20 protein-coding genes are annotated in these 25,447 nt (G+C 45.5%); 8 read left to right on the plus strand and 12 right to left on the minus strand.

The genetic code is table 11. The features are described from left to right. Positions 1–45 precede the first annotated feature (45 nt). Positions 46–924 (minus strand): LysR family transcriptional regulator, encoded by an 879-nt coding sequence (locus tag BCU07_RS17560; protein WP_102428334.1) that lies wholly within the window; start codon positions 922–924, stop codon positions 46–48. 161 nt (positions 925–1,085) lie between these two features. On the opposite strand from BCU07_RS17560, the gene BCU07_RS17565 reads away from it, so the two are divergent. The 3 genes from BCU07_RS17565 (at position 1,086) to BCU07_RS17575 (ending at position 4,555) form a co-directional block, all read left to right on the plus strand. After that, positions 1,086–1,685 (plus strand): class I SAM-dependent DNA methyltransferase, encoded by a 600-nt coding sequence (locus tag BCU07_RS17565; RefSeq protein WP_102428333.1) that lies wholly within the window; start codon positions 1,086–1,088, stop codon positions 1,683–1,685. Positions 1,686–2,031: 346 nt separating this feature from the next. Continuing rightward, complete coding sequence (locus BCU07_RS17570) at positions 2,032–3,597, plus strand: YjjI family glycine radical enzyme (protein ID WP_102332917.1); 1,566 nt, start codon at positions 2,032–2,034, stop codon at positions 3,595–3,597. Positions 3,598–3,640: 43 nt separating this feature from the next. Continuing rightward, the gene (locus BCU07_RS17575) at positions 3,641–4,555 is read left to right on the plus strand and encodes a YjjW family glycine radical enzyme activase (protein ID WP_017060896.1); all 915 of its coding nucleotides are present in this window, start codon (positions 3,641–3,643) and stop codon (positions 4,553–4,555) included. A 75-nt stretch (positions 4,556–4,630) separates the two neighbouring features. Here the strand turns inward: BCU07_RS17575 and BCU07_RS17580 are convergent, their stop codons facing one another. The 5 genes from BCU07_RS17580 to yccS form a co-directional block, all read right to left on the minus strand. Further along, positions 4,631–5,542: a LysR family transcriptional regulator gene (locus BCU07_RS17580; protein ID WP_102332915.1), complete on the minus strand. Its 912-nt coding sequence runs from the start codon at positions 5,540–5,542 to the stop codon at positions 4,631–4,633. Between the two features lie 75 nt (positions 5,543–5,617). Further along, positions 5,618–6,877: a hydroxymethylglutaryl-CoA reductase gene (locus BCU07_RS17585; RefSeq protein ID WP_029235858.1), complete on the minus strand. Its 1,260-nt coding sequence runs from the start codon at positions 6,875–6,877 to the stop codon at positions 5,618–5,620. A gap of 161 nt (positions 6,878–7,038) precedes the next feature. Beyond that, a complete protein-coding gene (locus BCU07_RS17590; RefSeq protein ID WP_102332914.1) occupies positions 7,039–7,359 on the minus strand; it encodes a hypothetical protein in 321 nt (106 codons plus the stop codon). A 121-nt stretch (positions 7,360–7,480) separates the two neighbouring features. Next, complete coding sequence (locus BCU07_RS17595; RefSeq protein ID WP_017064780.1) at positions 7,481–7,666, minus strand: hypothetical protein; 186 nt, start codon at positions 7,664–7,666, stop codon at positions 7,481–7,483. Positions 7,667–7,998: 332 nt separating this feature from the next. Continuing rightward, the gene (gene yccS, locus BCU07_RS17600; RefSeq protein ID WP_102332913.1) at positions 7,999–10,182 is read right to left on the minus strand and encodes a YccS family putative transporter; all 2,184 of its coding nucleotides are present in this window, start codon (positions 10,180–10,182) and stop codon (positions 7,999–8,001) included. A gap of 177 nt (positions 10,183–10,359) precedes the next feature. Here yccS and helD point away from each other — a divergent pair, with 177 nt between their 5' ends. Further along, positions 10,360–12,435 carry a DNA helicase IV gene (gene helD, locus BCU07_RS17605; protein WP_017067022.1) on the plus strand — a complete coding sequence of 692 codons (2,076 nt, stop codon included), beginning with the start codon at positions 10,360–10,362 and terminating at the stop codon, positions 12,433–12,435. Positions 12,436–12,522: 87 nt separating this feature from the next. Next, positions 12,523–12,873 (plus strand): VOC family protein, encoded by a 351-nt coding sequence (locus BCU07_RS17610; protein WP_017060889.1) that lies wholly within the window; start codon positions 12,523–12,525, stop codon positions 12,871–12,873. 117 nt (positions 12,874–12,990) lie between these two features. Here the strand turns inward: BCU07_RS17610 and BCU07_RS17615 are convergent, their stop codons facing one another. Both BCU07_RS17615 and torT read right to left on the minus strand, forming a co-directional pair. After that, positions 12,991–13,446: a methylglyoxal synthase gene (locus BCU07_RS17615; protein WP_017064778.1), complete on the minus strand. Its 456-nt coding sequence runs from the start codon at positions 13,444–13,446 to the stop codon at positions 12,991–12,993. A gap of 60 nt (positions 13,447–13,506) precedes the next feature. Further along, entirely contained in the window at positions 13,507–14,454 is a 948-nt protein-coding gene (torT, locus tag BCU07_RS17620) for a TMAO reductase system periplasmic protein TorT (protein ID WP_240698627.1), read from the minus strand. Between torT and BCU07_RS17625 the strand changes: the two genes are divergently transcribed. Next, a complete protein-coding gene (locus tag BCU07_RS17625; RefSeq protein ID WP_017060886.1) occupies positions 14,399–14,563 on the plus strand; it encodes a hypothetical protein in 165 nt (54 codons plus the stop codon). The two genes, torT and BCU07_RS17625, sit on opposite strands and share 56 nt — an antisense overlap. Positions 14,564–14,627: 64 nt before the next feature. Then, positions 14,628–17,633, plus strand: a complete 3,006-nt coding sequence (torS, locus tag BCU07_RS17630) for a TMAO reductase system sensor histidine kinase/response regulator TorS (protein WP_017060885.1) — start codon at positions 14,628–14,630, stop codon at positions 17,631–17,633. Between the two features lie 135 nt (positions 17,634–17,768). On the opposite strand, the gene BCU07_RS17635 is transcribed toward torS, so the two are convergent. The 3 genes from BCU07_RS17635 to BCU07_RS17645 are packed head-to-tail and all read right to left on the minus strand — an operon-like array spanning position 17,769 to position 21,809. Beyond that, positions 17,769–19,349, minus strand: a complete 1,581-nt coding sequence (locus tag BCU07_RS17635; protein WP_102428332.1) for a hydantoinase/oxoprolinase family protein — start codon at positions 19,347–19,349, stop codon at positions 17,769–17,771. Between the two features lie 4 nt (positions 19,350–19,353). Next, positions 19,354–20,478 carry a DUF917 domain-containing protein gene (locus tag BCU07_RS17640; protein WP_017085484.1) on the minus strand — a complete coding sequence of 375 codons (1,125 nt, stop codon included), beginning with the start codon at positions 20,476–20,478 and terminating at the stop codon, positions 19,354–19,356. A 5-nt stretch (positions 20,479–20,483) separates the two neighbouring features. Beyond that, positions 20,484–21,809, minus strand: coding sequence for a cytosine permease (locus tag BCU07_RS17645; protein WP_102428331.1), 1,326 nt, complete (start codon positions 21,807–21,809; stop codon positions 20,484–20,486). Between the two features lie 93 nt (positions 21,810–21,902). Here BCU07_RS17645 and BCU07_RS17650 point away from each other — a divergent pair, with 93 nt between their 5' ends. After that, the gene (locus BCU07_RS17650; protein ID WP_102428330.1) at positions 21,903–22,841 is read left to right on the plus strand and encodes a LysR family transcriptional regulator; all 939 of its coding nucleotides are present in this window, start codon (positions 21,903–21,905) and stop codon (positions 22,839–22,841) included. Positions 22,842–22,942: 101 nt separating this feature from the next. On the opposite strand, the gene BCU07_RS17655 is transcribed toward BCU07_RS17650, so the two are convergent. After that, on the minus strand, positions 22,943–25,297 hold the full coding sequence (locus tag BCU07_RS17655) for a fatty acid cis/trans isomerase (protein WP_102428329.1): 2,355 nt from the start codon (positions 25,295–25,297) through the stop codon (positions 22,943–22,945). Between the last annotated feature and the right edge of the window lie 150 nt (positions 25,298–25,447).

Genomic DNA, 25,447 nt, shown 5'->3' on the forward strand with positions numbered 1-25,447 from the left:
TTGTGGTTTTTCCCTTTGTTATCGACGATAAGCAATAAGCGCGAGCTAGAAATCAAACAAATAATCACTAAGCTGGTCGGCCAACCAATTCATTCCTGGGTGCTCTGCCATGCCAGCCGCGGTAAACATACAGTAGTCTTCTTGTGTTAAACCGTAGGTGTGTTTGATCACGGCAAGCTCTTGTTCACGCAGTAAATGGCGAATCAATGGCTCAGGCATTACGCCCCATGCTTCTTCACGTAGAATCGTATCCAACATAAAGTCGAAGCTAGAGAAGCCAATGTAACGACGCGAGAAGGGCTCAAGCTCAGGATTATCCTTTTCATTAAGATAAACCATGGTTGCTTGCATCGAATTTCTCAGTACTTCATCAGACACTCGTCGCATCGCACTCAAATCATGTCCTTTCTTACATACAGACATCATTCGAATCTTACCAAGCGGGTTGTAGATAATTCTTGGGTCATCGACGCGTTCGTAATCGACACCAAATGCGAAGTCGACTTGCTGAGTTTCAACTAGGTTAGCTAAGTCACCGCTCGATGCGAGAACGAAGTTGAATGAGGTAGAAGGGTACTTGTTATTTAAGGCGTGAGATAAGTCCTGCCACATTCCGTCGGGTAGGGAGTCATCTCGTGCAATCCAAATTTCCGCGTTAAATTCACCTGAAACATGCAAGCAGGTCTGTTTAATACGCGCTGCTGTCACCAACAAGCCTTCGCAATCTTTGTAAATGGCTTTGCCCGCTTCAGAAAGTTCAACGTGGTTTCCGCTGCGTACGAACAGCTCGACATCTAACTCTTTTTCCAAGGCTTTAATCGACATGCTGAGTTTGGTTCGGTTGCATTCTAGCTGGCGTGCAGCTTCAGACACTGATCCTAAATCAGCAACGGAACAAAAGGCTTGGACTTGAGAAAGGTTCATTTCATTTCCATATTGAGCGGGGGTCGGTGCATATTATCTGAATATTGTGCTGACTATCTTAGAAATAGTCCATCTTTGCATGATAACTCTATGACGAATTGACTAATTTGGTTTATTCTGGGGAAGTTCCGAACCTACAAGAAGTAAAGATGGAGGCCATGATGGCGAAACAATGGGACGAGTACGCCGTTGATTGGGATAAAGATCCCGCGACCGCAGTATTCGCACAGTCCGTATTTGACCAGTTAACACCGCTCGTTGATTTAAACGGAACCCGTGTCCTTGATTTTGGTTGTGGTACAGGACTACTCAGCCAGAAAATATCTCCTTTAGCAAAAGAGATCATCGCACTTGATATCTCTGAAGGGATGATTGAAGAGTTAGATAAGAAAGAGTTACCTAACGTTGAACCGGTAGTTGATATTTTATCGCGCGGACTTGCAGCGCAGCATCCAGCATTCAGAAACCAGTTTGACCTAGTGGTAGCCTCTTCGGTGTGTGGTTTTATCCCGAACCTACAAGACACAGTCAGTCTGATTTACACGCTGCTTGAAAACGACGGTACGTTTGTACACTGGGATTGGTACTTGGAAAGCGACAGTGAAGACTACGGTGTAAGCCAACAGCGCTCAGAAAATGTATTGAGTGCAGCGGGCTTTGCAGTAGTTGAAGTCTCTACACCGTTCTCGATTGACACTCCACAAGGAGAGTTAAAGGTATTAATGGGTGTTGGACGTAAACAAGCGCTTCCAGATCTGTAATCGTGTGTATGCCTTGAGCTAGCATTCAGAATGCTCATTTAAACTACTAAACCCACATTAACGACTCTAACGTCAGTTATGTGGGTTTTCTCTTTTTGGCGCTATCGTTTTAAACAGAACGAATTAGCGCTTTCTCACTTCTTCACTACTAACTCTGGTTTCTCTATTTCTCTATTTCTCTATTTCTCTGTTTCTCTGTTTCTCATCTCGCTCATAGAAAACTCAACACCGCTAATTTACAAATTATTTATTTCCATTTTGGAAATGTAGTCTTGCATACATTTCATTAGTGGAAATATAACGGTGAGATATAAAATAAGCCCATAACAACACTAAGGGTTTAATCATGAGCCACCAATCTGCGTCATCTACTTCTTCACCACTTTCAGAGCAACAACAACGCTTTAGCAATATCATTTCAGATGCCAACCTGTCACCAAAACAGAAGTCGAGCTATCTTGCCTTAGAAGCTGAAGCCAGCTTACCGTATATGCCGGTAAGCAAAGAAGTAGAGCAAGCCTTACAACAAGGTGTGCTGTGTGACATGTTTGAAGGGCACGCCCCATTTAAGCCGCGCTATGTACTTCCAGATTATTCTAAATACTTACATCAAGGCTCAGAGTATTTAGAGCTTAGCGCGGCAACCAACTTCGATGAAGCATTGAACATGCTTACCATCCTTTACCACCATGTTCCGTCTGTCACTTCAATTCCGGTTTACCTAGGTCAGTTGGATGATGTGTTGATGCCTTTCGTGGGCGACTTAACAGAAGAGCAGGTATACCAAAAGATTAAGCTGTTCTGGATCATGTTGGATCGCACACTGCCAGACGCCTTTATGCATGTGAATATCGGCCCGACAGACAACATTATCTGCCGTACGATTTTACGTGTAGACGCTGAATTGAAGCAGATCGCGCCAAACTTAACCTTTATGTACGACCCAGCCGTGACACCTGATGATCTACTTCGTCATGCGGCGAGCAACATCTGTGAATGCAGTAAACCACATATTGCAAACTATCCAGCGCATGCCGAGGCTTACGGCGATAAGCGTTTTGGTATTGTGAGCTGCTACAACTCTCTGCCGTTAGCGGGCGGTTCAAATACCTTGGTGCGTATGAACCTAAAGCAAGTGGCGTTGAAGTCTGAGGACAGTGCTGATTTCTTACAACAAGTACTGCCGAACTACAGTGGCATCATGGTTGAGTTGATGAACGCTCGTAGCCGCTTCTTGCATGAAGAGTCTAACTTCTTCGAAGGTTTCCTGACCAAAGAAGGCCTTATCGAAGAAGATCGCTTTGCGCCAATGTTTGGTATTTATGGCATGGCGGAAGCAGTCAACATCTTGATGGAGAAAGAGGGCCAAGCAGGGCGCTATGGTCACGATGAACAGGCAAATCAGCTTGGTCACCGTATCTCCGAAAAACTGGCTGAGATCGTTGAACGCTCTGACGTGAAGTATGGGTTAGAAGGTAAAGCTCTGCTGCATGCTCAAGGCGGTATTAGCTTAGATGAAGATGTGACGCCGGGTGTCCGTATTCCTTATGGTACCGAACCGGATCCAGTCTCTTACGTTCGTGCAACTGCTGGTCACCATAAGTTCTACACCTCGGGCATCAGTGACATTCTGACCATCGATGAAACAGTGAAATCTAACCCTGAAGCGATGTTCAACTTGTGTAAAGGTGCGATTCAAGCGGGTTACCGAGAGTTCACGGCTAATGTGGCATCAAACGATTTGGTTCGCGTGACGGGTTACATGATTAAGCTATCTGACATTGCCAAATATGACGAGCAAGGCTCACGCACCAATACCACCTTTTTAGGTGCCGAAGCTGCGAAGAACACGGGCATATTAGAGCGTAAACCACGCGTGGCGAGTTTAGAGATGTCGCCGACATACGAATAGCTTTAACGTGTGTTATGCGTTTCGAATACGAACAATGTGAATTATGAAAATTTCTGATCTAACAACTCAAATGGCTAGGGTTAAAAATAATAAGACAGAAAAACAAGCGAAGGTCAGCCGTGTGCTGACCTTTTCTTGTGTTGACGGCCCGGGAAACCGCTTGGTGCTGTTTCTTCAGGGCTGCAACTTTGACTGTATTACTTGCCACAACCCACACACAATTAATCACTGTAACCATTGTGGTGACTGCATTAGCGGCTGTCCGAGCAGTGCTCTGAGTCTTATTGATGGCAAAGTGAAGTGGGACCCAGCAGCCTGTACGAATTGCGATCAGTGCATTGATGTCTGCGATCATAAGTCGAGCCCGAAAATTACCACAATGACGGTCTCAGAGGTTCTGGAGCTTGTCAGGCATAATCAGTTTTTCTTGAGTGGCATTACCGTTTCTGGCGGTGAAGCGACCATGCAGTTGCCGTTTATCATAGAGCTGTTTCAAGCGATTAAACGTGATTCACAGTTAGCGCATCTCACGTGTTTTATTGATAGTAATGGTTCGCTGTCACTTCAAGGGTGGGACAAGGTGTTGCCTTATCTTGATGGCGCGATGATTGACCTAAAATCATGGCAATCGGAAACACATCAATGGTTAGTGGGTAGAGGTAATCATAGGGTGTTTGAAACCATTAACTACTTAGCAGATAAAGGAAAACTGCACGAAGTTAGGTTGCTACATATCCCAAATAAAAGCGATCTTGAGGACGAAATTGAACAAGTGGGGCGTTACTTGAAGACTCTACCAAGTGATATTCGAATTCGGCTGAATGCGTTTCAGCATCATGGTGTCATTGGCGACGCGTTAGATTGGCCGAAATGCACCGAAAAACAGATGCAGAGCTTTCACGATAAGCTCTACACCATAGTTCAAAGACCGATGCAAACTCCTGAGGTTTATACCTAGTCTTTAGATTTCTTAGGCGGTCAATCAGGCTTCTAAGAACGTTAACTTTCTAAAGATATTAAGTCTCTAAAAATATTAAGCTTCTAAAAACAGGTCACACAACCACTTGATCGCTTGATCATTCATGTTGGGCTTGTTCCATACCAAGCTATACGCCACCTTACCGTAATCAAAAGGCAAGGGCTTGCTCACTAAGCCCTGAGCTTGCTTAGCACGCTCAGCCCACTGTTTAGAGCAAGTGAACAGGAAAGGCGTGTGGTGACACAACACAGCCGCAGCGCCGAAGTCCGCGACCGATATTGCCATCTCTCTTGGTTGGTGGCATTGAACCAAGTTTTGTTCAAAGTAAGGCTGAGACAGTTCGTTATCTAAAATCCCAATGTGCTTGTAATCTAAGTAGCCTTCTACCGTCAGTTCTTGCTGAGCGAGAGGGTGGTGTGCGCCCATCAAACAAACCATTTCATCTGGAAGAATTGTTTCCCAAACCAGCTCTTTGTTATCGGTCGGCGGCTGAGATATATCATGAGGCAACAAGATCAAATTGACCTTGCCACTGAGTAAAGCATCGAAGCCGAGCTGTTGTTTCGAATAGATGTTGAGCTTCGCGTTTGGCGCGAGCTCAGTGGTAATTTTACTGATCTTTGAGGCAAATACTTCGAAAGTACTTTCACGCATCGAAAGTGAAAAACTGCCTTGGTATTCTTGAGGGGTAAAACTCTTCTGATGAAGCAGTCCGTTCATGCTTGAAAGAATCGCGTGAACAGTCGGAGCTATCTGCAAAGCAAATGGCGTCGGGATCAGCTTGGTGCCATCTCGATAGAACAGTTCGTCATTAAGTATGTCACGTAGTTGAGACAAGGTTTTGCTCACACTCGAAGGGCTTACACAGAGTTGTTCTGAGGTTTGAGTAACGCTGTGGGTGTTCAGCATAATATGAAGCGCAGTGAGGTGCTTAAGGCTCACTCTAGATAAGTGTAAGTAATCCATTTATGACTCATACATTGAGAATGGCTTGATATTTGGCGCAACACACAAAACAACAAGCCAATCTGACAAAGGTTATTAACGAGCTAGTTTATGGTGCGCTCGTGAAAAGTGGCCAGCACAAAACGCACCGACAATCGATAGTTCACCCGCTAAACACAGTGCAGCACAAACTTCAGCTAGGGCTTGTGATTTACCGTTACCATGCAGCCCAAGTAAATCTAAACAGGCTTTTTGACTTGGCAAGCCAGTACCACCGCCGACAGTCCCCACCATTAGGTTAGGCAGTGTCACGCTAGCGTATAAACCGCCTTCTTTGTTGAGTTCCATACGCGTCATACCAATCGCTGACTCAGCGACACAGGCCGCGTCTTGGCCACAAGCGATATAGAGTGCCGCCAACGCATTCGCATAATGGGCATTGATACCGATAGTACCACTCAAAGCGCCACCGACTGTGGTCATTTGGCCAAACTGGACCATCTTCTCTGGTGTCGTGTGTAGGTACTTCGCGACAAGCTCTGCAGGGATATTAACCTCAGCAGTTACCTTTTTGCCACGAACGCTGCGCAAGGTTTGGGTATTGGCTTTCTTATCGCCTGACAAGTTGCCATCAAGGAAAGCATGGTCAGGCTTAACTGGCGTATTTTCGATGATGTACTCAAACACGGCATTGGTTGCGATGGTCACCATATTCTGACCAGAAGCGTCTCCGGTTAGAAATTCGAACACCAAGTAAACATGGTTACCTTCGATGTTGATATTAATGTCGGTCAGCTTGCCGTGTGATGTTGTTGATTCTGCCAAGATCTTGAACTGGTCATACTGAGTCACAGCCCAAGCCACAAACTGTCCGGCTTCAACTAATCCTTGAAATGCAAAGCCAGGAGTACGTGTTACGCCTTCATTGAGCAACATAGCACTTGCGCCACCACAAGCCGTAATCAGCTTAGAACCACGGTTATAAGACGCGACAAGCGCAGCTTCTGTGGTCGCGAGTGGTACGAGGTAATCGCCCGTAGCAAATAGGCCATTGACTCTTAAAGGGCCAGATATTCCCACAGGGACTTTAACGGTGCCAATAAAGTGCTCAATGTTTTTCTCATAAGCTTGGAACTGACTTTGTGTATGAGGGTCGAGCAGTTCTTGCTGTGAATCTGCATTATCGAGCGCTGTCCAGCGACGTGTGAGATTCTTTTCTGTCAGGTAGGGGCTAGGTGTCAGCTTATTTACTGGCTTTTCAAAATGAGGCTGAAGCTTTTTTTCTAATTCGTCTGCGGAGATGTCGCCTCCTAAAATAGAAACATAGTCACGGCGATGCAGATTTAGTTTTGGCATAAATAGTATGAAGTAAAGTTTGTGCAGCAAATTGGTTTGCGCTGATTCTACCGAGTAATAAACCAGAAACAAGCGCCTGATATAATGAGTTACAGTTTGTGTGGTTGTTGAAGCAAAAAGCAGCGAAGTTTCGCGAAATATAGGCTGTATTTGAGCGAAATTTAGATATGAATGTCGAGAAGGCTACCGATGACTTCGTTTTGACGATCAACCACACTTGCACCAACGCGGTTATAACTTGCGCTTTGTGTCAGTTTAATCAAGGAATCGGTTGAAGATGAAGCAGGTTCAGGTTCTTTGTCTTTAAAGGAAATGGCTTGTTCAGGCTCTATTTGATTAAAGCTGAGATCGCTAGCTTCGAAAGTGTCGTCGGATTCTAGAGCGTGTTTGGAGGCTTGGTTGAGCTCGATTGCGGCTTCTTCAGCCATGTTGGTGGATTGCTGAATAATGGCGTAACCAGATTGAATACCAGATATCGACATATCAGAACCTTTTATTGACGTATGGAATGAGTCTAGGCGGACGATATTTTGAGCGCAATGATGAACAGATGAAATTTACGGTAAAAATGTGAACTTAAGCTAAAATAGTGATGTCTGTCTATTAACTGAACAGGTCATTTAGCGCGTTTAACTCTTCATCAGTAAGCAAAGAAGGCTTCTCTGTTTCGAGGTTGCCGTCGATCTCACCCTGAAGTGCTTTTAATTGTTGTGGGCTAAGAAGCTGTATTTGCTGCTTAAATGCTTCAAATTGCTGTGTATTCATAGTGTGACCTTTGTTCAAATTCATATGCTCTTTAGAGCATAGCCTACTGATTCAGGAAATCAAACAAGATTAAGTGAATTTTAAATGATGTTTGAAGTTTCTTGAAACTAAGACAACTATAAATTCCTGTGGTCGTTTTTTGTCCGAGAAATGTTAGGAAAAGTTAAGGCTTGGTCAATCAAAGTCAGAAAATTCCTACAATGTAAAAACGCCTTCAACCCTTGTGGCACAAGGGTAGGTAAGTAATTTCTCTACCCAATTAGGGGTATGGGTAAAGCAATGTATAAATATTTGTGATGATCAAAAGATAAGCAATTGGCGTTATCTTTTTGTTTTTACGGTATTTTGTTTGTTGCTCAAGAAGCTTCTGTTTCAAACGACTTGTCGATCTTAACCTTAACTGCAAACTTGGTCGCTAAGGTATGCAGTTCTGGAAGCATGCGATAGATCAAATGGAGCTGTTGTAGAACCATTTTGACAGAATTCTCATCTTCTTCTCGCCATTCACTCAAACGTTTATCCAGCTCCGGGTCATAAGCGTTTTTCACTTCACAATGCTCTTTATGAGAATAGAGCTGATCATTTAGAGCGTCGAGATGCTGGTGGATTACTCTGTGCGCATCTAGCACCAGTTTGTGTGTCGCTTCATCATCAATACGCGTTCTGTGAGCACCCAGAGCCGAGATATAGCTAAGCAGAGCATGATTGAGTGTTAAGAATCGGAAGCTCTCATCTTCAGAGGTACGGTACTTACCCGGTTCAACCAACATGCTACTGATCGCGGCAGTCAGGTTTGCGTCATTATTATGAGCGCTACGACGAGCGATACGATAGTTTAGGCTATCTTTCTTACCGACACGGTATTGGCCGATGATCTGAGCGAGATAGTTCTTGTTGGAATCGAGCGCATCCGCCATCACTTTGTGCAGTCGCTTCGATTGCCAATCAGGCAACACATAAATGACAGCAAGCACGGCGAGAGCACAACCAATAAAGGTATCCGCTAACCTTGGCAATACTACCGCGTAGCCTTCACCTAATTGGTTAAAGCAGAAGAGCACAAGCAGTGTGATAAAGCCGGTCGCAAACCCGTAGTTATTGATTCGAAACGCAAAGAACATCACGCCACTGATCACAATGAACACTAATTGGCTCTCTTGCGACGGGAAGAAAGTCAGTAACGGTACTCCGATCAATAAGCCTGCGACCGTGCCAATGACACGTGCCGTCAGTTTTTGACGGGTTGCACTGTAGTTTGGCTGACACACAAACAGCGTTGTCAGTAGAATCCAGTAACCTCTTTCAATATCAAACCCTTGGATAATCCCATAGCCCAGCGTCAGAGTGATCGCCATACGAATCGCGTGGCGGAATAGCATAGAATCGGTGTGCAAGTTAGCTTTGATCTTGTGCCACATTGCCGTCAAAGTATGAGGGTTGGTATCGTCCAATACACCTTCTTCAATCTTCTCTGCATCTGGGTTGCTGATATTCGAGAGCTGTTTTTCAACGGTTGCTAGGTTATTGAATAAGTAATCCAACTGATTCAGCAGTGATTTCCATTCAGGGTTGTTCTGTTGGTGCAGGTGATTGAGCGATGACATCAGCTCATCAAGTGCCAATACAGACTTGTCACCATGCTGGTATTCAGCGCCAACTTTCAATGAGCTCGCCACTTCTTTACAAGCTGTTGCCTGCGCTTCCAGTAGATACTTAAATCGAAACAACACGTCAGAGCGTTCAAAGTGTTTTGCTAGCTCTTGATAACGATAGTGGCTAGAGCTTACGCGTTCATGAATATCTTGTGCGATGAAGTAGGTGTTAAGAAATCGGTCACTAGGGCCGTCAATGTGTCCGCGCTTAGAGCGATTAAGCAGCGTCGCTTTACACATGTTGAGTGCGTTAACGGTACTCGCGTTGAGTTTGGCTTCAATGATTCGGTGTGGCTGGGGAATCAAGTCAGAAACGGGGTAGAAGAGTTCCGCTTTTGAATCGATGTAGTTACCGATTTGATCGAATACCGTGGCTAAGTTTTGCTGCACGGGTTGCATTGGCCACACTATCTGCCAAATCATCGACATGAAGTAGTACCAAGCGGCGCCAGTTAACAGTAGAAGCGGTTGAAACCAAAGGTTGGTGCTCTCGTGTGCACCAAGCATGGTATAGATGGCAACCAAGAGAGAACCAAACGCGATACTCGCGTATTTAGGGCCAATTGCCCCGAGAATGATAAAAGAGAAGGTTGAAACAAAAAGCCCGATCGCGAACAGCCAAGGCGTATCGAAGAGAAGCTCAATAGAGAAAGCCGCAACGGCGAAACAGATAAAGGTCAGCGTGAGTGCTTTCAAGCGCCCGGTAAAGCTGTCATCACTTTCCGCAAGAGCCGCAGCAATAACGCCTAAGATCAAAGGCGTGATCAGTGTGTTTTGTCCATAATACCAAGCAGGCACCACCACGCCGAGCAGAGTGATGAGAATTAATACGCTGTAATTTATGGTTTTATTCGCCCAATAGAGGCGTAATTTGGCTGAAAAGTCCACAGTCGCTCACTTGACACACTAAAAACCATAATCCTAACAGAAATCAAGCACAAGAATTTGATACTTATCCATAATTGCCCGTAGGTGGTCATGAAAGCGTCGATAAGATATGAGATATTATTAATTCTCATTGCATCATGATATAAATTCAATATTCCCAATTAAGAGCACACTCCAATGCAGCTAAGCGCTAACAAGACTGCACAGTTTTTTATTCAAAATGAATATCATCAGGTTGAACTTGATGGTCCACGCTTGCTGTTATCTTCAGTAGGCAGTGAAGAGCGTATCCCATTTACTATTTGGAGTGGCAAGATCGCGATAAAGCGCGGATTGTTCTGGGGATCGCTACAATTTTTTGCTAATCAACAAGATGGAACACAGCGCAGTTGGTTAGTACAAGGCTTACCTTGGGATCAATGCCGTCAATTTGCACGCGCGTCAGTTAGTGCTTATCAGAAGTGGCACGACACTCAATGTGAACAATTGGCTGAACACGTACCTCAGTGGGAAGCTGAATTAACACGTCTTGAGCAATTACCAGCCTTTCTACCGCATTCTAAGGTCAACACTTGGGTTGATATGGTCAACTCAGGCTTAGAGAGTATGACAATGACGCTAGAAGAGGCCGCACAACGCATGCCAAACCGCATCGCAAGAATGCAGCCATGGTTATCTGAAACGGAAATCAAGCAAGCTGAAAGAAACCAGCAATGGCTAGAGACCGAGCGAAAAAACTGGGAAGTGTTGTTTGCGCAATGTGAGTCGTCACCACTGAACTTATCGCAGCAATATGCGGTGTTGATGAATGATGATCACAACCTTATTTTAGCGGGTGCAGGCTCGGGTAAAACCAGTGTTCTAACGGCTCGCGTCGCGTATTTACTGCAAAGCCATCAAGCTCAAGCTGAAGAGTTGCTATTGCTCGCTTTTGGTCGTGAAGCGGCAGAAGAGATGAAGCAACGTCTCGACAGCAAAATTGGTTTATCAGCAGAGAAGGTGCAAGTCAGCACTTTCCACCAGTTGGGTTTAAAGATACTGAATCAAGTTGAACCCGAACGTGTGGTTATTTCTCCTTTAGCGCTCGATGACAACCAACGCCAAGCATGGTGCATTGATTGGTTGAAGAAGCACTGGATGACACCGACCAACTTTAAACGTTGGCAAAAGCATTTGTCTAAATGGCCAATCGCTTATTTAACCGGTGACGATGAGCTTGGTAGCCACGTTTCAAACCTCAAATTGATCGGTTGGCTTGAAAAGCAGCTAGAACAGTTGAATGCGTCGGGTTTAACCAAAAAAGAAGTACAGCAACAGCTGATTGATCACCGAGACTATGCGCGCCTCAACAGCGAGCTTTCACTGTGTTGGCCATGTGTAACCGCGTGGCAAAAGGAGTTGAAAGAACAGAATCATATCGACTTCTCAATCATGATCAGCCGAGCGACTCAGTATGTCGAGAAGGGCAAGTTTATCTCACCTTGGAAGTTCATCATGATCGATGAATACCAAGATATCTCACCTGATCGTCTTGCCTTGGTTGAAGCACTGTGTAATCAGTCTAAAGCCGAGCATCAAGCCTCTATTTTTGCAGTAGGCGATGACTGGCAGTCGATTTACCAGTTTGCAGGTGCGGATGTGGATTTGACCACGGGCTTTAAGGATCGTTTTGAAAGCTCGACCATTCATCACCTAGATACGACTTACCGCTTTAACAATCAGTTAGGTGCGGTGGCTAATCGCTTTGTACAAGAAAACCCAATTCAGATTCCGAAAGAACTGAACAGCTTCAAGCAACAGAAGCAGAAGGCGGTGTACAGTGCGCCAAGTAAAGAAGTTGAGAAGATTCTTGATCAACTGAACCGTCAATCCAAAGGCAAAACCAATAAATCGGTGCTGCTACTTGGACGTAATCATTACCACAAGCCAGAGTTGTTGGAAGACTGGAAGAAGATCTTCACTTCCATTGATATCAAGTTCATGACTTGCCACGGCAGTAAAGGTAAAGAGGCGGACTTTGTCATTATTCTTTGTGTTGACGAAGGACAGTTCCCGACCAAGAAGAAACAGCTGCATATTGATGGCGCATTGACTGAATCATCAGACGCGTTCCCTTATGCTGAAGAGCGTCGTTTATTCTATGTAGCAATGACGCGGGCAAAAGAGAAAGTATGGATCACGCACAGTGGCGACGGCTCTGGCTTTGTGCAGGAGCTGCATGGTTCTGATTACCCAGTTGTTCGTAAAAAGTGATGTTACTTGACTTGATTGTCTAAGATTAGATCTTCAATCCCTGCCCTAATATCACAAGTCAGACGCATAAAGCATAAGGAATTTGCTATGGAACACGGCTCTATTAACTACATTGAATTTGCTGCGAAAGACATCTCAGCAACTAAGGCGTTTTTCAGCCAAGTGTTTGGTTGGAGCTTTGAAGACTATGGCCCTGAGTATTCTGCTTTTGAAGGCAAAGGCTTAATGGGCGGCTTCTATTTGGCGGATCTGGCGTCGAATACGGATAATGGCGCGGCACTGATGGTTTTCTATAGCCAAGATCTTGAGCAAACTGAGCGCGATGTAATTGATGCTGGTGGTCAGATAAACCGTGAGATCTTTAGCTTTCCCGGTGGCAGACGTTTCCATTTCAGAGAGCCAAGTGGCAACGAGATGGCAGTGTGGAGTGATAAGTAGAGACTCACTACACTGTTTATGATTGAACTGTTTAATGTCTGAAACGAGACATAAAAAAGCCTGCGATAAAATGCAGGCTTTTTAGTCTGTTCAGTAGAGATCACATTTAACGTGCGATTACGTGCGCTCTGCTAGATACGCTTCGTAGTCTGGGATTTCGATGATTACTTCTTCTTCAAGCAATGAAGAGTTAAACAGGAAGTTAGCGGTAGCGCGGTTAGTTGCCACAGGAATGTTCCAAACACTTGCGATACGAAGCAGTGCTTTTACGTCTGGGTCGTGTGGTACAGCATTAAGCGGATCCCAGAAGAAAATCAGCATATCGATTTTGCCTTCAGAGATAAGCGCGCCAAGTTGTTGGTCGCCGCCCATTGGGCCGCTGATCATGCTCTTGATTGCTAAGCCTGTCTCTTTACTGAGTAGAGAACCAGTCGTGCCCGTTGCGTAAAGGAAGTGCTTTTGTAGTTTTTCTTTGTTCTCTTTGACCCATCTTAGTAGCTCAGGTTTGAAGTGGTCATGAGCGACCAAAGCGATATGCTTGTGTGTTGGCATAGTGCGCGTTGTTTTTTGCATGAATGTTCCCTAAATTGTTGTTTCGTTTTTATTGTTTTGAGTTCTTCAGCCAATATAGCACTATGGATTCACACTGAATACCGGACGAAACTCAGAAGGTGACAATGAGTCGGCGATAATTTGATCTTTGAGAGTTGCAGGTGTCAGCGCTTCGATAATCGGTGCGCTGTGTTGCTCGTAAGGTTGACCGCGTAAGTAACTCGTGGCTTGTTTTACCGACAAGCGACCTTGCTCAACCATTTTATCTGTTGGCGCAAAAAGTACCTTGTTACGGAGTAAACCACGGTAGGTTCCGTGACTTAGGTAACTTGAGATTAACCCAATATCTTCGGTTTTATCGGCCGCTCGTAGCTCACTGATCGCTGCTTCAATCGCGACGGCACTTCCGACTATATATTGGATATCAGGTTCTTCTATCACCTGCTGTACTAGATTTCTTTGAAGTTCTTTATCGTTATCTGCCCAATAGCTGATCGCAATTTTGATATCACTCGACTTGATCGCATCATAAAACCCCAGTGCTACAGGCTTAGTGCCGCCACTCGCTTGTGGGCCAAGTAACAGGGCGATAGGTGTTTCGCCGGATCCTTTCGGGTGTCGTTTCGACAAAAAATCTCCGACTTGGTATCCCATTTGGTACCAATCGACACCGACCGTACCTTTTAATACCTTCTGTTGTTCTTCATTGACGGTTAACTCATTTACCGTAGCAAACACAGGCGTCGAGCCAACCCAATCGCTGAGATTGTCATGATACGCATCGGGTGAAACCGTACCTAAAATAATGGCATCGGCTCCCCATTGCGTGCAAAGCACCAGTTGCGAGGCTTGTTTGGCCACGTTGGGGTAACCGCCAGCTTCCAATACTCTTAGCTCAACTTGCTGCTTTTCTGCTTCAGAGATCATTCCATAGTTTACCGACAACCAATAAGAGTCTTTGAGGTGCGGATAAATGGCACAGATTTTCTCTTTTTGTGATGTGGCATTGGCGGGCTTTATTGGGCTCAAAGGCTCACTAGCACCTGCGACAGTAGTTACTGAGGCCAGTAGTGAGAGAAGAATTATTGAAGCGAAAGGTCTAGATAGCATGAATTGCCGTTTTGTTGGTTTTAGATAAGAAACACTGCAAAATATAGCGTATTCTGCATGGGTAAAGAAGAACGTTTTAAGGTTTAGAGTTTATGTTGTTAGCTTCAGCGAGTATTGGACGCAAGCTGCTGGCCTCATTCTTAGTGATGGCACTGTTGGTTCTATTGTCTGCATTGATCGGTGTTTCTGGTTTTAGCTTTGTAGCCAAAACGGAAAGAAACGTCGTTGATTCGGCGCTTCCTGCCATGATCGAAGCTCGTCAGGTTTCTGAGTTGAGTAACCGTATTATTTCGTCAGTACAAACACTTTCTAATGCGAGAAACGAGGCCGAAAGAAAAGAGGCTGGCACCGTACTGTTTGACCAACTTGAGTCGCTTCTTCAACATATCAAAGAGCTTGGTGTCGACAGTTTCGATTCTCAGCTCCTCAATAAACTCGAAAACAATGTTCAAAGCGTTATTAACACACTGGCTGAGTTGGGTGTGTCGGTTGAGCGTAAGCTTTGGTTAAGCAAAGAGTTGTCGTCTCGTGTCGAAGAGATGCGCCTATTGGCCGAAGAGCTAGAGCAGTTGACGCGAACCCAAGTTTTGAACACGGCTACCATTGCGGTTGCTAACGTCACGCATATCTATGACCTGCTAGAAACCAAAGAAACGGATAAAGCCTACCAAGCCTTAGATGCGCTTGTAGAGGTTGACCTTGATTTGTCTGAGCGCCTACACGAATTGCATTTGCTGGCGTTCAAAATGCTTAACCAAATTGAAGAAACGCAAACCGTTACCAACGTAGAGCGTATTCATCAAATCCAATCAGAATTTGAATCCAACCTAAGAATCATGGCGCGCCGCGTTAAAGCGGTCGAAGATCCTACTCGTTCAGCGCAGATGTCTCAGCTTCTAGAAGAGCTCAGAAAACGCCAAGTCGTGTTCGATATTTCATTAGAACAATATGAGAACACCAAAAAGTCAGAGTTTCTGATGCAAAATACGTTGGAGCTGTTCTCTCAGCTGAATACAACGGTTAACCAACTGGTTGATGATTCAAACCGCAGTACCAAAAAAGCGGTTGATGAGCTGACCAGCACGTTGAATTTGGCTCAATGGTCACTGTCTGTGATTTCGGTTATTGGTTTGGTTATCGTTGCATTTATCGTGTGGCGAGTGGTGTATATCTCGGTTGTTAAACGTCTTACTGAATACTCATCGGCCTTGATGTCTATCGCACAAGGTCGCCTGAATATTGATATCTCGGTAAAGGGTAATGATGAGCTGGCTCATATGGGCGAGGCGATCATCACTGCCAGAAACACCGCGCAGGCGCTACAAGTGGTTGCGGTGGGTGAAGCAAAGGCGAAACGCGAACTTGAAGAGCACAAAGAACACTTAGAAGAGTTGGTCACAGACCGAACCTACCAGCTGCAAAAGACCAATGAGAAGCTGAACATCGAGGTAGGGAACCACGCTAAGGCTCGTAACGCCGCAGAACAAGCAAGCCGCGCAAAATCCGCTTTCCTTGCGACGATGAGTCATGAAATACGAACGCCGATGAACGGTGTATTAGGTACTGCAAGATTGCTCAAAGATACCGGGTTAGACCCGCTGCAATCCGGCTATGCAGACATCATTAACCGCAGCGGTAAGAACCTACTCGCGATTTTGAATGACGTGTTGGATTACTCAAAGATTGAAGCAGGGCATTTAGAAATCCGCACTGCTTCGTTTGATCTTCATCAGATGGTTCAAGATACCTACCAATTGATGGAAGGGCGTGCCGCTGAGAAGAAGCTGAACTTTGATTTCCATATTGAAAGTGATGTGCAACGCTATTGGCGTGGTGACGTAACGCGAATCAGCCAAATCTTGAATAATTTGGTCGGTAACGCGATTAAGTTTACGGAAAGTGGCTCGGTCGATATCTTTATCAGCTTAGATATCGAAGATGAAAATCGAGTGATGTTTGAAGTGTCAGATACAGGTGTCGGTATTGATGCTAGCGAACAAGCTTGTCTGTTTGATGCCTTTACCCAAACCGATAGCGGTCGCAACAAAACCGGCGGCACAGGGCTTGGATTAGCGATCAGTAAAAGCATCATGTTGGCAATGAACGGGGATATTGGCGTTCATTCTGAAGAAGGCGAGGGTAGCCAGTTTTGGTTCTCACTGCCACTTGAAGCCGGTGAGAAGATAGAAACGAAAGTACCGGTCATTGAAGCGTGTATTCGAGCTAAAGTACTTCTGATTGAAGATAACCCCGTAAACTGCATCGTTGCTGAAGGCTTCTTGCATAACTTGGGGCACGAGGTTGTGATTGCGACAACCGGACAAGAAGCGAGAGCCATATTCAGTGAGCAAGAGTTCGATATTGCGCTGGTGGACATTAACTTACCCGACTGCGATGGCGTCGAGTTAATTCAACAACTCAAAGACGATGCGCTTCAGCATAAAAGTGAAGAAGACGTAATTCGAAAAGTACCCCCAATGATCGCAGTATCGGCTCATGTGTTTAACGAAGAAGTGGAAAGCTATTTGTCGTCTGGCTTTGATGGATTCTTACCTAAGCCGTTAGAGAAGGAAGCATTATCGGAATTGATTGTTGAGCAGTTGGACGGTCACACGCTGTTGCTGCCTCAGCCGGATCCGTCAGATGCTGTTTGCTGTCAGCTAAACTCTAAACCTCAGGAAACCGAGCTAGACTTATCAGCATTGGCATTTGCAAGCTCGACACAACGAGCAAACCAAGACGCGGAACATAATCAAGGAGAACCGATTGTGCAGATGATTAACCCTAAGATTATCAAAGACGACTTGGCCATTCTCGGTCGAGAAAAAATAGTGCAGATTGTTGGGTTGTTTGACCAAAGCAGCCAAGTCACTCTCGATGAACTGATTGTGGCAAGTGCCGCTGACAACGCTCGTGAAATTAAGTCTTTAGCTCATAAACTGAAAGGGTCTGCCGGCAGCCTAGGATTATCTGCACTGTTTGCTTTATGCCAGAGCATTGAAGCGAGCGAGGATCCATTACTTCAATATCGCGATAATGCAGACTCATTACCTGAATTGGTGAAAGACTCGTTAGCAGCGCTCCGAGAGCAACTATAGAGTGGCTATTGGGCGGAAAGCCCCAAAATAAGAACAGAAAACAAAAAGCAGGCTATTTCTCCGTTTTAATATGAAGAAGTGACCTGCTTTTTTATTGTCGAATAAGAATCTAAGTAAGGCTTTCAAGGAACGGCTCTAAGCCATCTTGATATGTCCAGCAGCTTTGATCTTAACGTGAACCATATTGCCTTGTAGGTAGCTTAATGGAATCTCACTGCGTTCTATGATCGCGACATTATCGCGGCATGCGCCAGCTTCAATCGCCAGTTGTTTTGATTGTACTTCCAAGCGCTTTAAGGTTTCTTCACGAGAAGCGGGATCAATCGGGACAATCTTATCGAATTGACCTGATATTTCACCCAGCGCAACACCAATTGCATTCGCTACTTCAAAGTGCTCAGGACGAACCACTTGGCTCACACCTTCAAAATGATCTGGGAATAGGGCACTACCACCACCAACCATGATTACGGGTACACTCGCTGCAGAGGTCTTCATCTTATCGATGCCTTCTTCAACATCCGTGACCATTTGTTGGTAAACCTTGCTTGCTTGTTCGGCCGAAACACCAATCTCATCACTCAATTGATGCTCTGTTTGCCACTGCATTTGTCCTGTTTTGAGTGCAATATCGGTGAGCGTAAGTTCATCACCGCCAAAACTACGCGCCGTTTGCGTTAAGGTATGGCCAACACTTTCAGGGCCAAGCTCTATACGCTCATGTTCAAAGCGAACCTTGGTACCACCACCAATGGCTAACGCCAAAATATCAGGCATACGGAAGTTGGTTCTCACTTCGCCGATTTCTACCGCGAGGCTCGACTCTCTTGGGTAACCGTGAGTCAGCACGCCGATATCAGACGTAGTACCGCCCACATCGACCACAATCGCGTCTTTTAACTTAGTTAGGTGACTCGCTCCACGAATTGAGTTTGTTGGCCCACAAGCCACAGTGAGAATCGGGTACATCAATGCGAACTGCTGCGACATCAGTGTACCGTCGTTCTGACCGAAATAGGGTGTGGTGTGGATTTCATGATTGATGAGTGCATTGCAAAAGCCGTCAACGAATCGTTTTGCAGTCCCCTGCAGAGCCGCATTGAGGATAGTGGCGTTCTCACGCTCTAAAAGCCCTAAGCTGCCCACTTTATGGGATAACGATAGGTTCACGCCCGGAAGTTCTTGTTGAATCCACTCTGCTGCTTGAAGCTCCTGGTCGCCGTTGACGGGAGAGAACACTCCGCAGATAGCAACGGAATCCACATGGCCTTTCATTTTCTGGCAAAGCTCGCGGATCTCAGATTCTTGAATGTCGGCGATCAACTGGCCGTCGTATTCATAGCCGCCATGCGCTTGGTAGAAGTGTTCACCAAGCAGGTTTTGCCAAGCTTCGCTCCAACCACAGAGTGGCGGAACACTATCGCCACTTGGAAGCGCTAAACGGATCATCCCGACTCTATCTAAGCCTTTTCGTTCAACGATTGCGTTGGTGCATTGAGTCGTCCCAAGCATCGCATGTTTCACTTGCTGGCCATCAATGTTTGCTTGGTTTAATAGCGCAGAAATCGCGTTATCAATGCCGGTTGAAATGTCATGTGTGGTTGCGGTTTTTACTTTGGCAATCACATTCAAGTCTGCGTCGAGCAGTACACCGTCGGTATTGGTGCCACCTACGTCAATACCAAGGCGGCAGTAATCAAGCGTAATGTTTGTCATGCTACTACCTCTTCAATGCAGACTTTAATTGTTCAATGGTTTGATACTCGACTGTGTAGCCAAAGTAACCCGGGCCCGCGACTTCAATACCTTTGTCAGTGCGCCATTTTGGGTCGCAAGGGTAGGCGATAAGGTCAATGCGCTGCCCGTAACGAAGTTGTTCGGTTGTGATTGGCTTGCCGGTTTCATGATCCAAGATCGAAATAAGATCCGGTGTTGATGCCAGCAGATTATCTTGGTTCATGTCTGCGCGGCTTGTGCCTTTGTGCGCGAGAAGTAATTCGTTTTGGAACTGCACAAACACGTTATCGACGCCGGTATCTTCAAACTGAGCCAGCTTTTCAATCACGACACCGCCTGTTGCAAAGCCGCCATCGGTTTCTCTTTGAATATCTACAATCTTGCCACTGATGATGGTATGACCGCCGACAATGTCTAAGACGGCCTGTGTGCCACTCTGATTGTTGTCGTTCGCCATTCTAATCGCTTCACCAATTTTCATCGCTTGGGTCAGTGTTGCGGGCAGTGCGCTGCGTTTTAGGTTCTTACCGTTCATTGGGTAATCGCACATTGCTGCAGAGCCACCCATCTGTTCGGTAATTGGCCTCGCAAATTTTTCCGACCAAATTCCGTCTATCGGATAAAGCGTGACGACATTGCCACGCTCATCGGCCAATGTGTTTGGTGCAGAAGGGAGACCATCAAGAAAGAAGGTCACCATCTGAGCTTCTGGGAACGCACGTCCCATCGCATCACAATCGATCACAGGAATGTTCTTTTGTGCTGCAACGAGAATTGGAATCAATGAATTGAAGCCGCCTACTTCGATAGGAAACGTTGCCGCCACTTCAGTGCCGAGCGCTTTTTCCATCGCTTCGAAAGCAATCAACATTTGATCTTTCGAATTGAGTTTCTCTACTGCGACGGTTGGTGCGCCAATCATTGAAGAGGGTACTGTCATCCAATCGTCTTGTACGTCTTCTAAAGGAATCATGCGTACAGGGTGCTTTGCCGTTGCAATGGCTACTTTCGCCATCAAGGCACCGCTGTATGGGTCACCGCCGCCGCCAGTACCTAATACCGTCGCACCAAGCGCGATATCATCAATCATTTGTTCAGTAATAATCACAACTACTATTCCTTATCACTTGAAGGAGAAAGCTTCATTAGGGCGAGGTAAATCACACCAGCGGCAAGAATGCCGTCTAACGCCGAGATACTGGTGAACGAAAACAGGTTGAAAAACTCTGGCGCGGTACAAGCGCTGAATGCAGTACCAAATGCCCAAGAAGCCAAGCCTCTAAACATCCAAGCTGGAACTTGCTGGATGTTCTCAAAGCTCATTTTTGTCGAATCTAAAACATAATATTGAACGATGTAGACACCTGCCGCAGGCGCAATGGTTACACTGAGGAGCATTAAGAAATCAGTAAATTTGTTCACCATGCCGAGCTGAGCAATGCCAATACCGACGATGGTCATGATCACAACCAGAACAGGGCGCGGAATCTTCGGTAGAACCATCGACATGCATAAGCCGCCAGAGGTCAGGTTGCTACTGTTGGTGGTCCACTGTGCGAACACCAGTACGATAATGGCCGCCATGCCTAAACCTAGGGTGAAGAAGACTTCTACTAGGTCGTCGGTGCCTGTCATTTTGGTTAGGATCAACGCGATAAGAATGATGGCACTGTTACCGACTAGGAAACCGATACCCGCTCCTAGAATCGCATCACGACGTGTTTTGGCGTAGCGAGCAATATCAGGCGCGGCAACCGCAGCCAAAATCCAGATAGACATAACAAAAGAGATGGCTTGGCCAAGCGTCAAAGGGTCTTCAATCGATGGCGCTGCGCCACCTTGATAATCAGCAGCTATAAACAAACCGATGGTAATGAGTGTCACCATCAAAGGCACTGAATAGGTACTGAGTTTGCCTAAAGCACGAACGCCATAGATAGCCGTCATCATCATTAACACACTGCCGCCAATAAGAGCGGTGAGGTGTGAAATTATGATGTCGTATTTCGCCAGTGCATCGACCATGATGAAAGCGAAGAAATCAGCCTGGAATGCGAACCAGCCGACTAATGAGATGCCGTTGATGAAGCCAAGAATTTTACCGCCGTTACGACCAAACACCGCGCTGCTCACCAGCGGGGTAGAGACACCAGCTTGAAAGCCAATGTTGGCACAAAGCATCGCGATGACCGCCAATAAGCCTGAACCAATAAACGTGGCAAGCAGAGCATCTTCAAAACCAATACCGCTGCTTAGGATCGAGCCGAGAAACAGTCCCGAAATATCGATGCCGATAGCCAACCAAATAAGGCTGATAACCCACCAAGATCGTTTGGCCTTCTCGGGAACGGGTTCCAATTCGAAGTCATCTATCTTTTTGTGGCTGTGTGTTGCTTCGGGTTTATTCACGTAAGCTTCTGCCGCCATAGTGCCATCCATGCATTGTTATTCCATAAGTGTGAATAAAGCATACTGATGTATTTATTGTTAATAAATGAATATAATCAGATGTAAACATAACAAAAAACAAATGTGAGTGGCAAAGTGAATTCAAACAATAAGTTAGATAAAAGAGATCTACGAAGATTAGAGCTTTTTTGTGAAATTGTTGAGCAAGGAGGTATCAATCAGGTGGTCGCAAGCACCGGGATTAGCCAGCCTGTGCTCAGTAATCAGCTTATTGCCTTGGAAAAAAGCTTAGAATTAACATTATGCCAACGTGGAAGAAGGGGTTTTAAGCTGACTCACGAAGGTGAGCAAGTGTATAAATATGCGAACCAATTAAAATCGACTTTAACCGACTTCGCTTACAAGTTACGAGGTGTACAGACTGAACTCTCTGGGCACGTGCGAATTGGATGTTTGGATAACACCGTCACTTTGCCCTATAACCCCCTTCCAAAAGCGATCGAGACGTTTTACCAACGCAGTAACAGTGTAGAGGTGAGTGTAGATGTGGGCGATTTCACCCAGTTGAATGAGAAGTTAGCAAAGAACCAGATTGATATGATGATAGTGGTTCTAGGGTCACATCAAAAATCAGCGTTTCAACATAAATACCCACTGTTTGAAGAGCACAGTTATCTGTATGCGCGCAAAGATCTGGCCGAGAAGATCATGGACAGGGATTTCTCATTGAATGGCTGTCGTATCAATATGGGCGGCTATGCCAAAGACGAGATGTTCCGATTACTAAATATTGAGCAGTACGATTCCGTAAAGCCTTTTGATGGTTGGCATGTTGAATCGGGCGTGATTCTAACCTTGGCGGGTACACACCTGAGTTTCTTGCCTTCTCACTTAATCGACCGTGGCCATTATGACCAAGCCTTAATTCCGCTTCAGCCCGAGAAGTGGAGCCTTAAGAGTCAGTTTTATGTGGTGTTGAAGCAACCTGTAGATTCCCTTTCTCCCGCCGCGCGTGCGTTTTTTGATGAGCTACACCAACCGGAAACATCGGATTCAATCTAGAGAACTCGTCGCTTCTCAATAGCACTTAAGATACTTTCCCATATACAAAAAATCCTCTGCCAAGACAGAGGATTTTTGCTTTTATGCTTTATGAGTGAAAACTAACGGTTCTCGAAGCGGTTGTAATCCAACAAGCCAAACTCGATCGGTTGGTCTTGTTGATACCAACGATGCACGCGATCACTGAATGGCCAGAACTCGCTAGAACTGCGTCGTACCGCAAACTTGTCTAGCAGCGCCACGTATTCCTCTTCTGTGTTTAAGTTTTGCAGCGCTTTAACCAGAGCAGGAATCTCGCTCTCGGTTAATGACAGGTAAGCCGCAGGGTAGCTTCCCACAACGCCTCTTACGAGGGTTAGGTCATCATTGGCGTAATCTCGGTTACCTTCTTCATTAAACAAGCTTGAAATGTTGCTGTGCGCATTATTGTGAATCATGGTGAACAACTGTTCTTCGCCGTTTTTGCCTTCAATCATGATCATCACTAATTGAGGCACATGACGCAGGCCTTCTCCCTTAATCAAATTCACTTGATTAAGCAGTGCTTCATTCTTTCTACCAAAACCTGTTTCAACAATCTTAAAGCGATTATCGAGAACAGGTGCGAGCTTATCTTTGATCATATTAAGCAGTTCACGCTTCGGATCGGCCGTTTTGTAAACCACGCTGGTCGGCTGATCAAAAGGTGCAATGTTTCGCTGCAAGTAGTCACTCAGTTGTGTGCTTTGGTTCTGGTACCAACTAGAGTGTTCAATGTGGCGAACGTCTTTAGGAAGAAGGGTTAAGAAGTTACTCTCACCTTCAAGGCGCAAGAAGTCCATGAACATGCGTGTAATCAGTTGGTGGCCAAAGTTACCGTAAACATCGAAGCCTGCAACGAGAAGATAGTGAATACGCTCTAGAAGAGCATAATCAAGAATCCATGCAGTCTTAGGTTGAGTGCCAACTAACCCTTGTACAACAGAGGCGCTATCGAAGTGCCTAAAGACGGTGAGAGCAGCATTTGGGTTGATGCCGTCGCCATCCCAAATGATGCTAGTGTCTAGGTTTACGCCACTCTCGAACCATTGGTTGGTGAAGTCTGATTTCGCGTTTAGGTATCGCGCTTGTTGCTTCGCGTATCTTACCCAGTTGGTCACAGGTACGGTGTTACTTTTCAGCTCGCTAGGCAGCTTTAAGTTTTTCTTTTGGCTCGCATAGAAGGCGTTAATTTCCGGAACATCGGCTTTCTCTGGGTCGATGAAGAAAACCCAAAAACGGTCGTTAATTACGTTCAAGGCAAGTTGACCACGACACACCGGCCCTTTGATATAGGCCATGATGGTGTTTTGCGCGTTATCTAACATGAAGTTGAAGCGCGAGTTTACTGGCAGCGCTTCAAATGATGTCATTGGGTTAGCAGAAACATCGATGTCGTAACTAGGAAGTTGTTTTACTGCGTAATTGACGTCGACAAACCAGGTATTCCACTTTTGTAGACGCTCTTTATTAAGTGCGAAAGGCATATGCGTTTTGTCGACGATGGTGCCTTGCTCTGGAATCAGACGGTAGTAAACACGGTCTACTTTTGGATCGTCATAAGGGCGACGAGTCGTGATGCGCTGTACCGCTTCACCTGGTGGTGTTGCAGAGCGAACAACAGTGAAGAAGCGTGTTGGCTGAGCTAAATCAGAAAAATAGACATGAGATAAAAACAGGTGCTCGTAGATGTAACGTGCTGAAAGTTGACTCTTATTGTCACTCTTGTTTAAAAAGCTTTCGTAGACATTAACGAGCTCTTGTTCTGCATCAGTCAATGGAATGTGGTCGTTCATTAACGCGCCATTTTCCAACCAACTCATTAAAGTCGCGTATTCGGTTTTGTCTAAGTTTGGCATCCCATAAGGCATTCCCCAAGTTGGGTAATCTCTCTCGTATTGAGCGTATTCTTCAATGGTTGGGCACTGTTGGTCGCGATCGATTGAAAAGTCGAAACCTTCAAGCTGGGTTTGATCGGGCAGAGGGTGATTCTCTTTCTGGATCAACATACGAGAAACAAGACCAGCATCGAGGTTAGCCGTTGAGTTTTGCATGCGCTCATTGAGGACAGGATGAAAATCCGCATCGCGCCACTCTTGCGTGGTTAAAGCATCTTCAAACAAGCGAGTAGGGGCTGATGCCGTTAAGCGGGTGCCTTGATAAACGAGTGCCTTGCTCGCGCCTCGGTCTATACCTTCCACTGAAGACATTTTGAGTTGGCAAGGGGCGTCATAACAAGCGTGACAAACCACGCATCGGTTATCAATGATGGGCTTTACTTCGTCAATGAAGTGCTGCGCTTGAGCTGAAAGAATAGGTGCTTGGCGATCGCGTACTTGTTGTTCACCAAACAGTTCGTCGAAGTTTAAACCCGCGTAGACGGCACAACCTGAGAAGACGCTAACAAAAGCTAAAATGAAGAGTTTTTTCAAATTCATACGTATTTAAATATTAGGCATTTTCTATAATTATATCGAAAATGATTGAAAATGCTCATGTTCTAACAATTTTGTAGACAAGATCTTGATGGGACGAGTGACTTGTCGATGCGCGTCACTCGCTAGTGCTCAGAAATTGGTGTTTAGACT

Origin of the sequence: Vibrio sp. 10N.261.54.E10 (assembly GCF_002877735.2) — a bacterium.
GTDB classification, from domain to species: Bacteria; Pseudomonadota; Gammaproteobacteria; order Enterobacterales; family Vibrionaceae; genus Vibrio; species Vibrio crassostreae_C.

Bases quoted from the DNA above. Each gene is read 5' to 3' on its own strand.
- BCU07_RS17560 (WP_102428334.1), bottom strand. From the start codon at position 924: ATGAACCTTTCTCAAGTCCAAGCCTTTTGTTCCGTTGCTGATTTAGGA.
- BCU07_RS17565 (WP_102428333.1), top strand. From the start codon at position 1,086: ATGGCGAAACAATGGGACGAGTACGCCGTTGATTGGGATAAAGATCCC.
- BCU07_RS17570 (WP_102332917.1), top strand. From the start codon at position 2,032: ATGAGCCACCAATCTGCGTCATCTACTTCTTCACCACTTTCAGAGCAA.
- BCU07_RS17575 (WP_017060896.1), top strand. From the start codon at position 3,641: ATGAAAATTTCTGATCTAACAACTCAAATGGCTAGGGTTAAAAATAAT.
- BCU07_RS17580 (WP_102332915.1), bottom strand. From the start codon at position 5,542: ATGGATTACTTACACTTATCTAGAGTGAGCCTTAAGCACCTCACTGCG.
- BCU07_RS17585 (WP_029235858.1), bottom strand. From the start codon at position 6,877: ATGCCAAAACTAAATCTGCATCGCCGTGACTATGTTTCTATTTTAGGA.
- BCU07_RS17590 (WP_102332914.1), bottom strand. From the start codon at position 7,359: ATGTCGATATCTGGTATTCAATCTGGTTACGCCATTATTCAGCAATCC.
- BCU07_RS17595 (WP_017064780.1), bottom strand. From the start codon at position 7,666: ATGAATTTGAACAAAGGTCACACTATGAATACACAGCAATTTGAAGCA.
- helD (WP_017067022.1), top strand. From the start codon at position 10,360: ATGCAGCTAAGCGCTAACAAGACTGCACAGTTTTTTATTCAAAATGAA.
- BCU07_RS17610 (WP_017060889.1), top strand. From the start codon at position 12,523: ATGGAACACGGCTCTATTAACTACATTGAATTTGCTGCGAAAGACATC.
- BCU07_RS17615 (WP_017064778.1), bottom strand. From the start codon at position 13,446: ATGCAAAAAACAACGCGCACTATGCCAACACACAAGCATATCGCTTTG.
- BCU07_RS17625 (WP_017060886.1), top strand. From the start codon at position 14,399: ATGGCACAGATTTTCTCTTTTTGTGATGTGGCATTGGCGGGCTTTATT.
- torS (WP_017060885.1), top strand. From the start codon at position 14,628: ATGTTGTTAGCTTCAGCGAGTATTGGACGCAAGCTGCTGGCCTCATTC.
- BCU07_RS17635 (WP_102428332.1), bottom strand. From the start codon at position 19,349: ATGACAAACATTACGCTTGATTACTGCCGCCTTGGTATTGACGTAGGT.
- BCU07_RS17645 (WP_102428331.1), bottom strand. From the start codon at position 21,809: ATGGATGGCACTATGGCGGCAGAAGCTTACGTGAATAAACCCGAAGCA.
- BCU07_RS17655 (WP_102428329.1), bottom strand. From the start codon at position 25,297: ATGAATTTGAAAAAACTCTTCATTTTAGCTTTTGTTAGCGTCTTCTCA.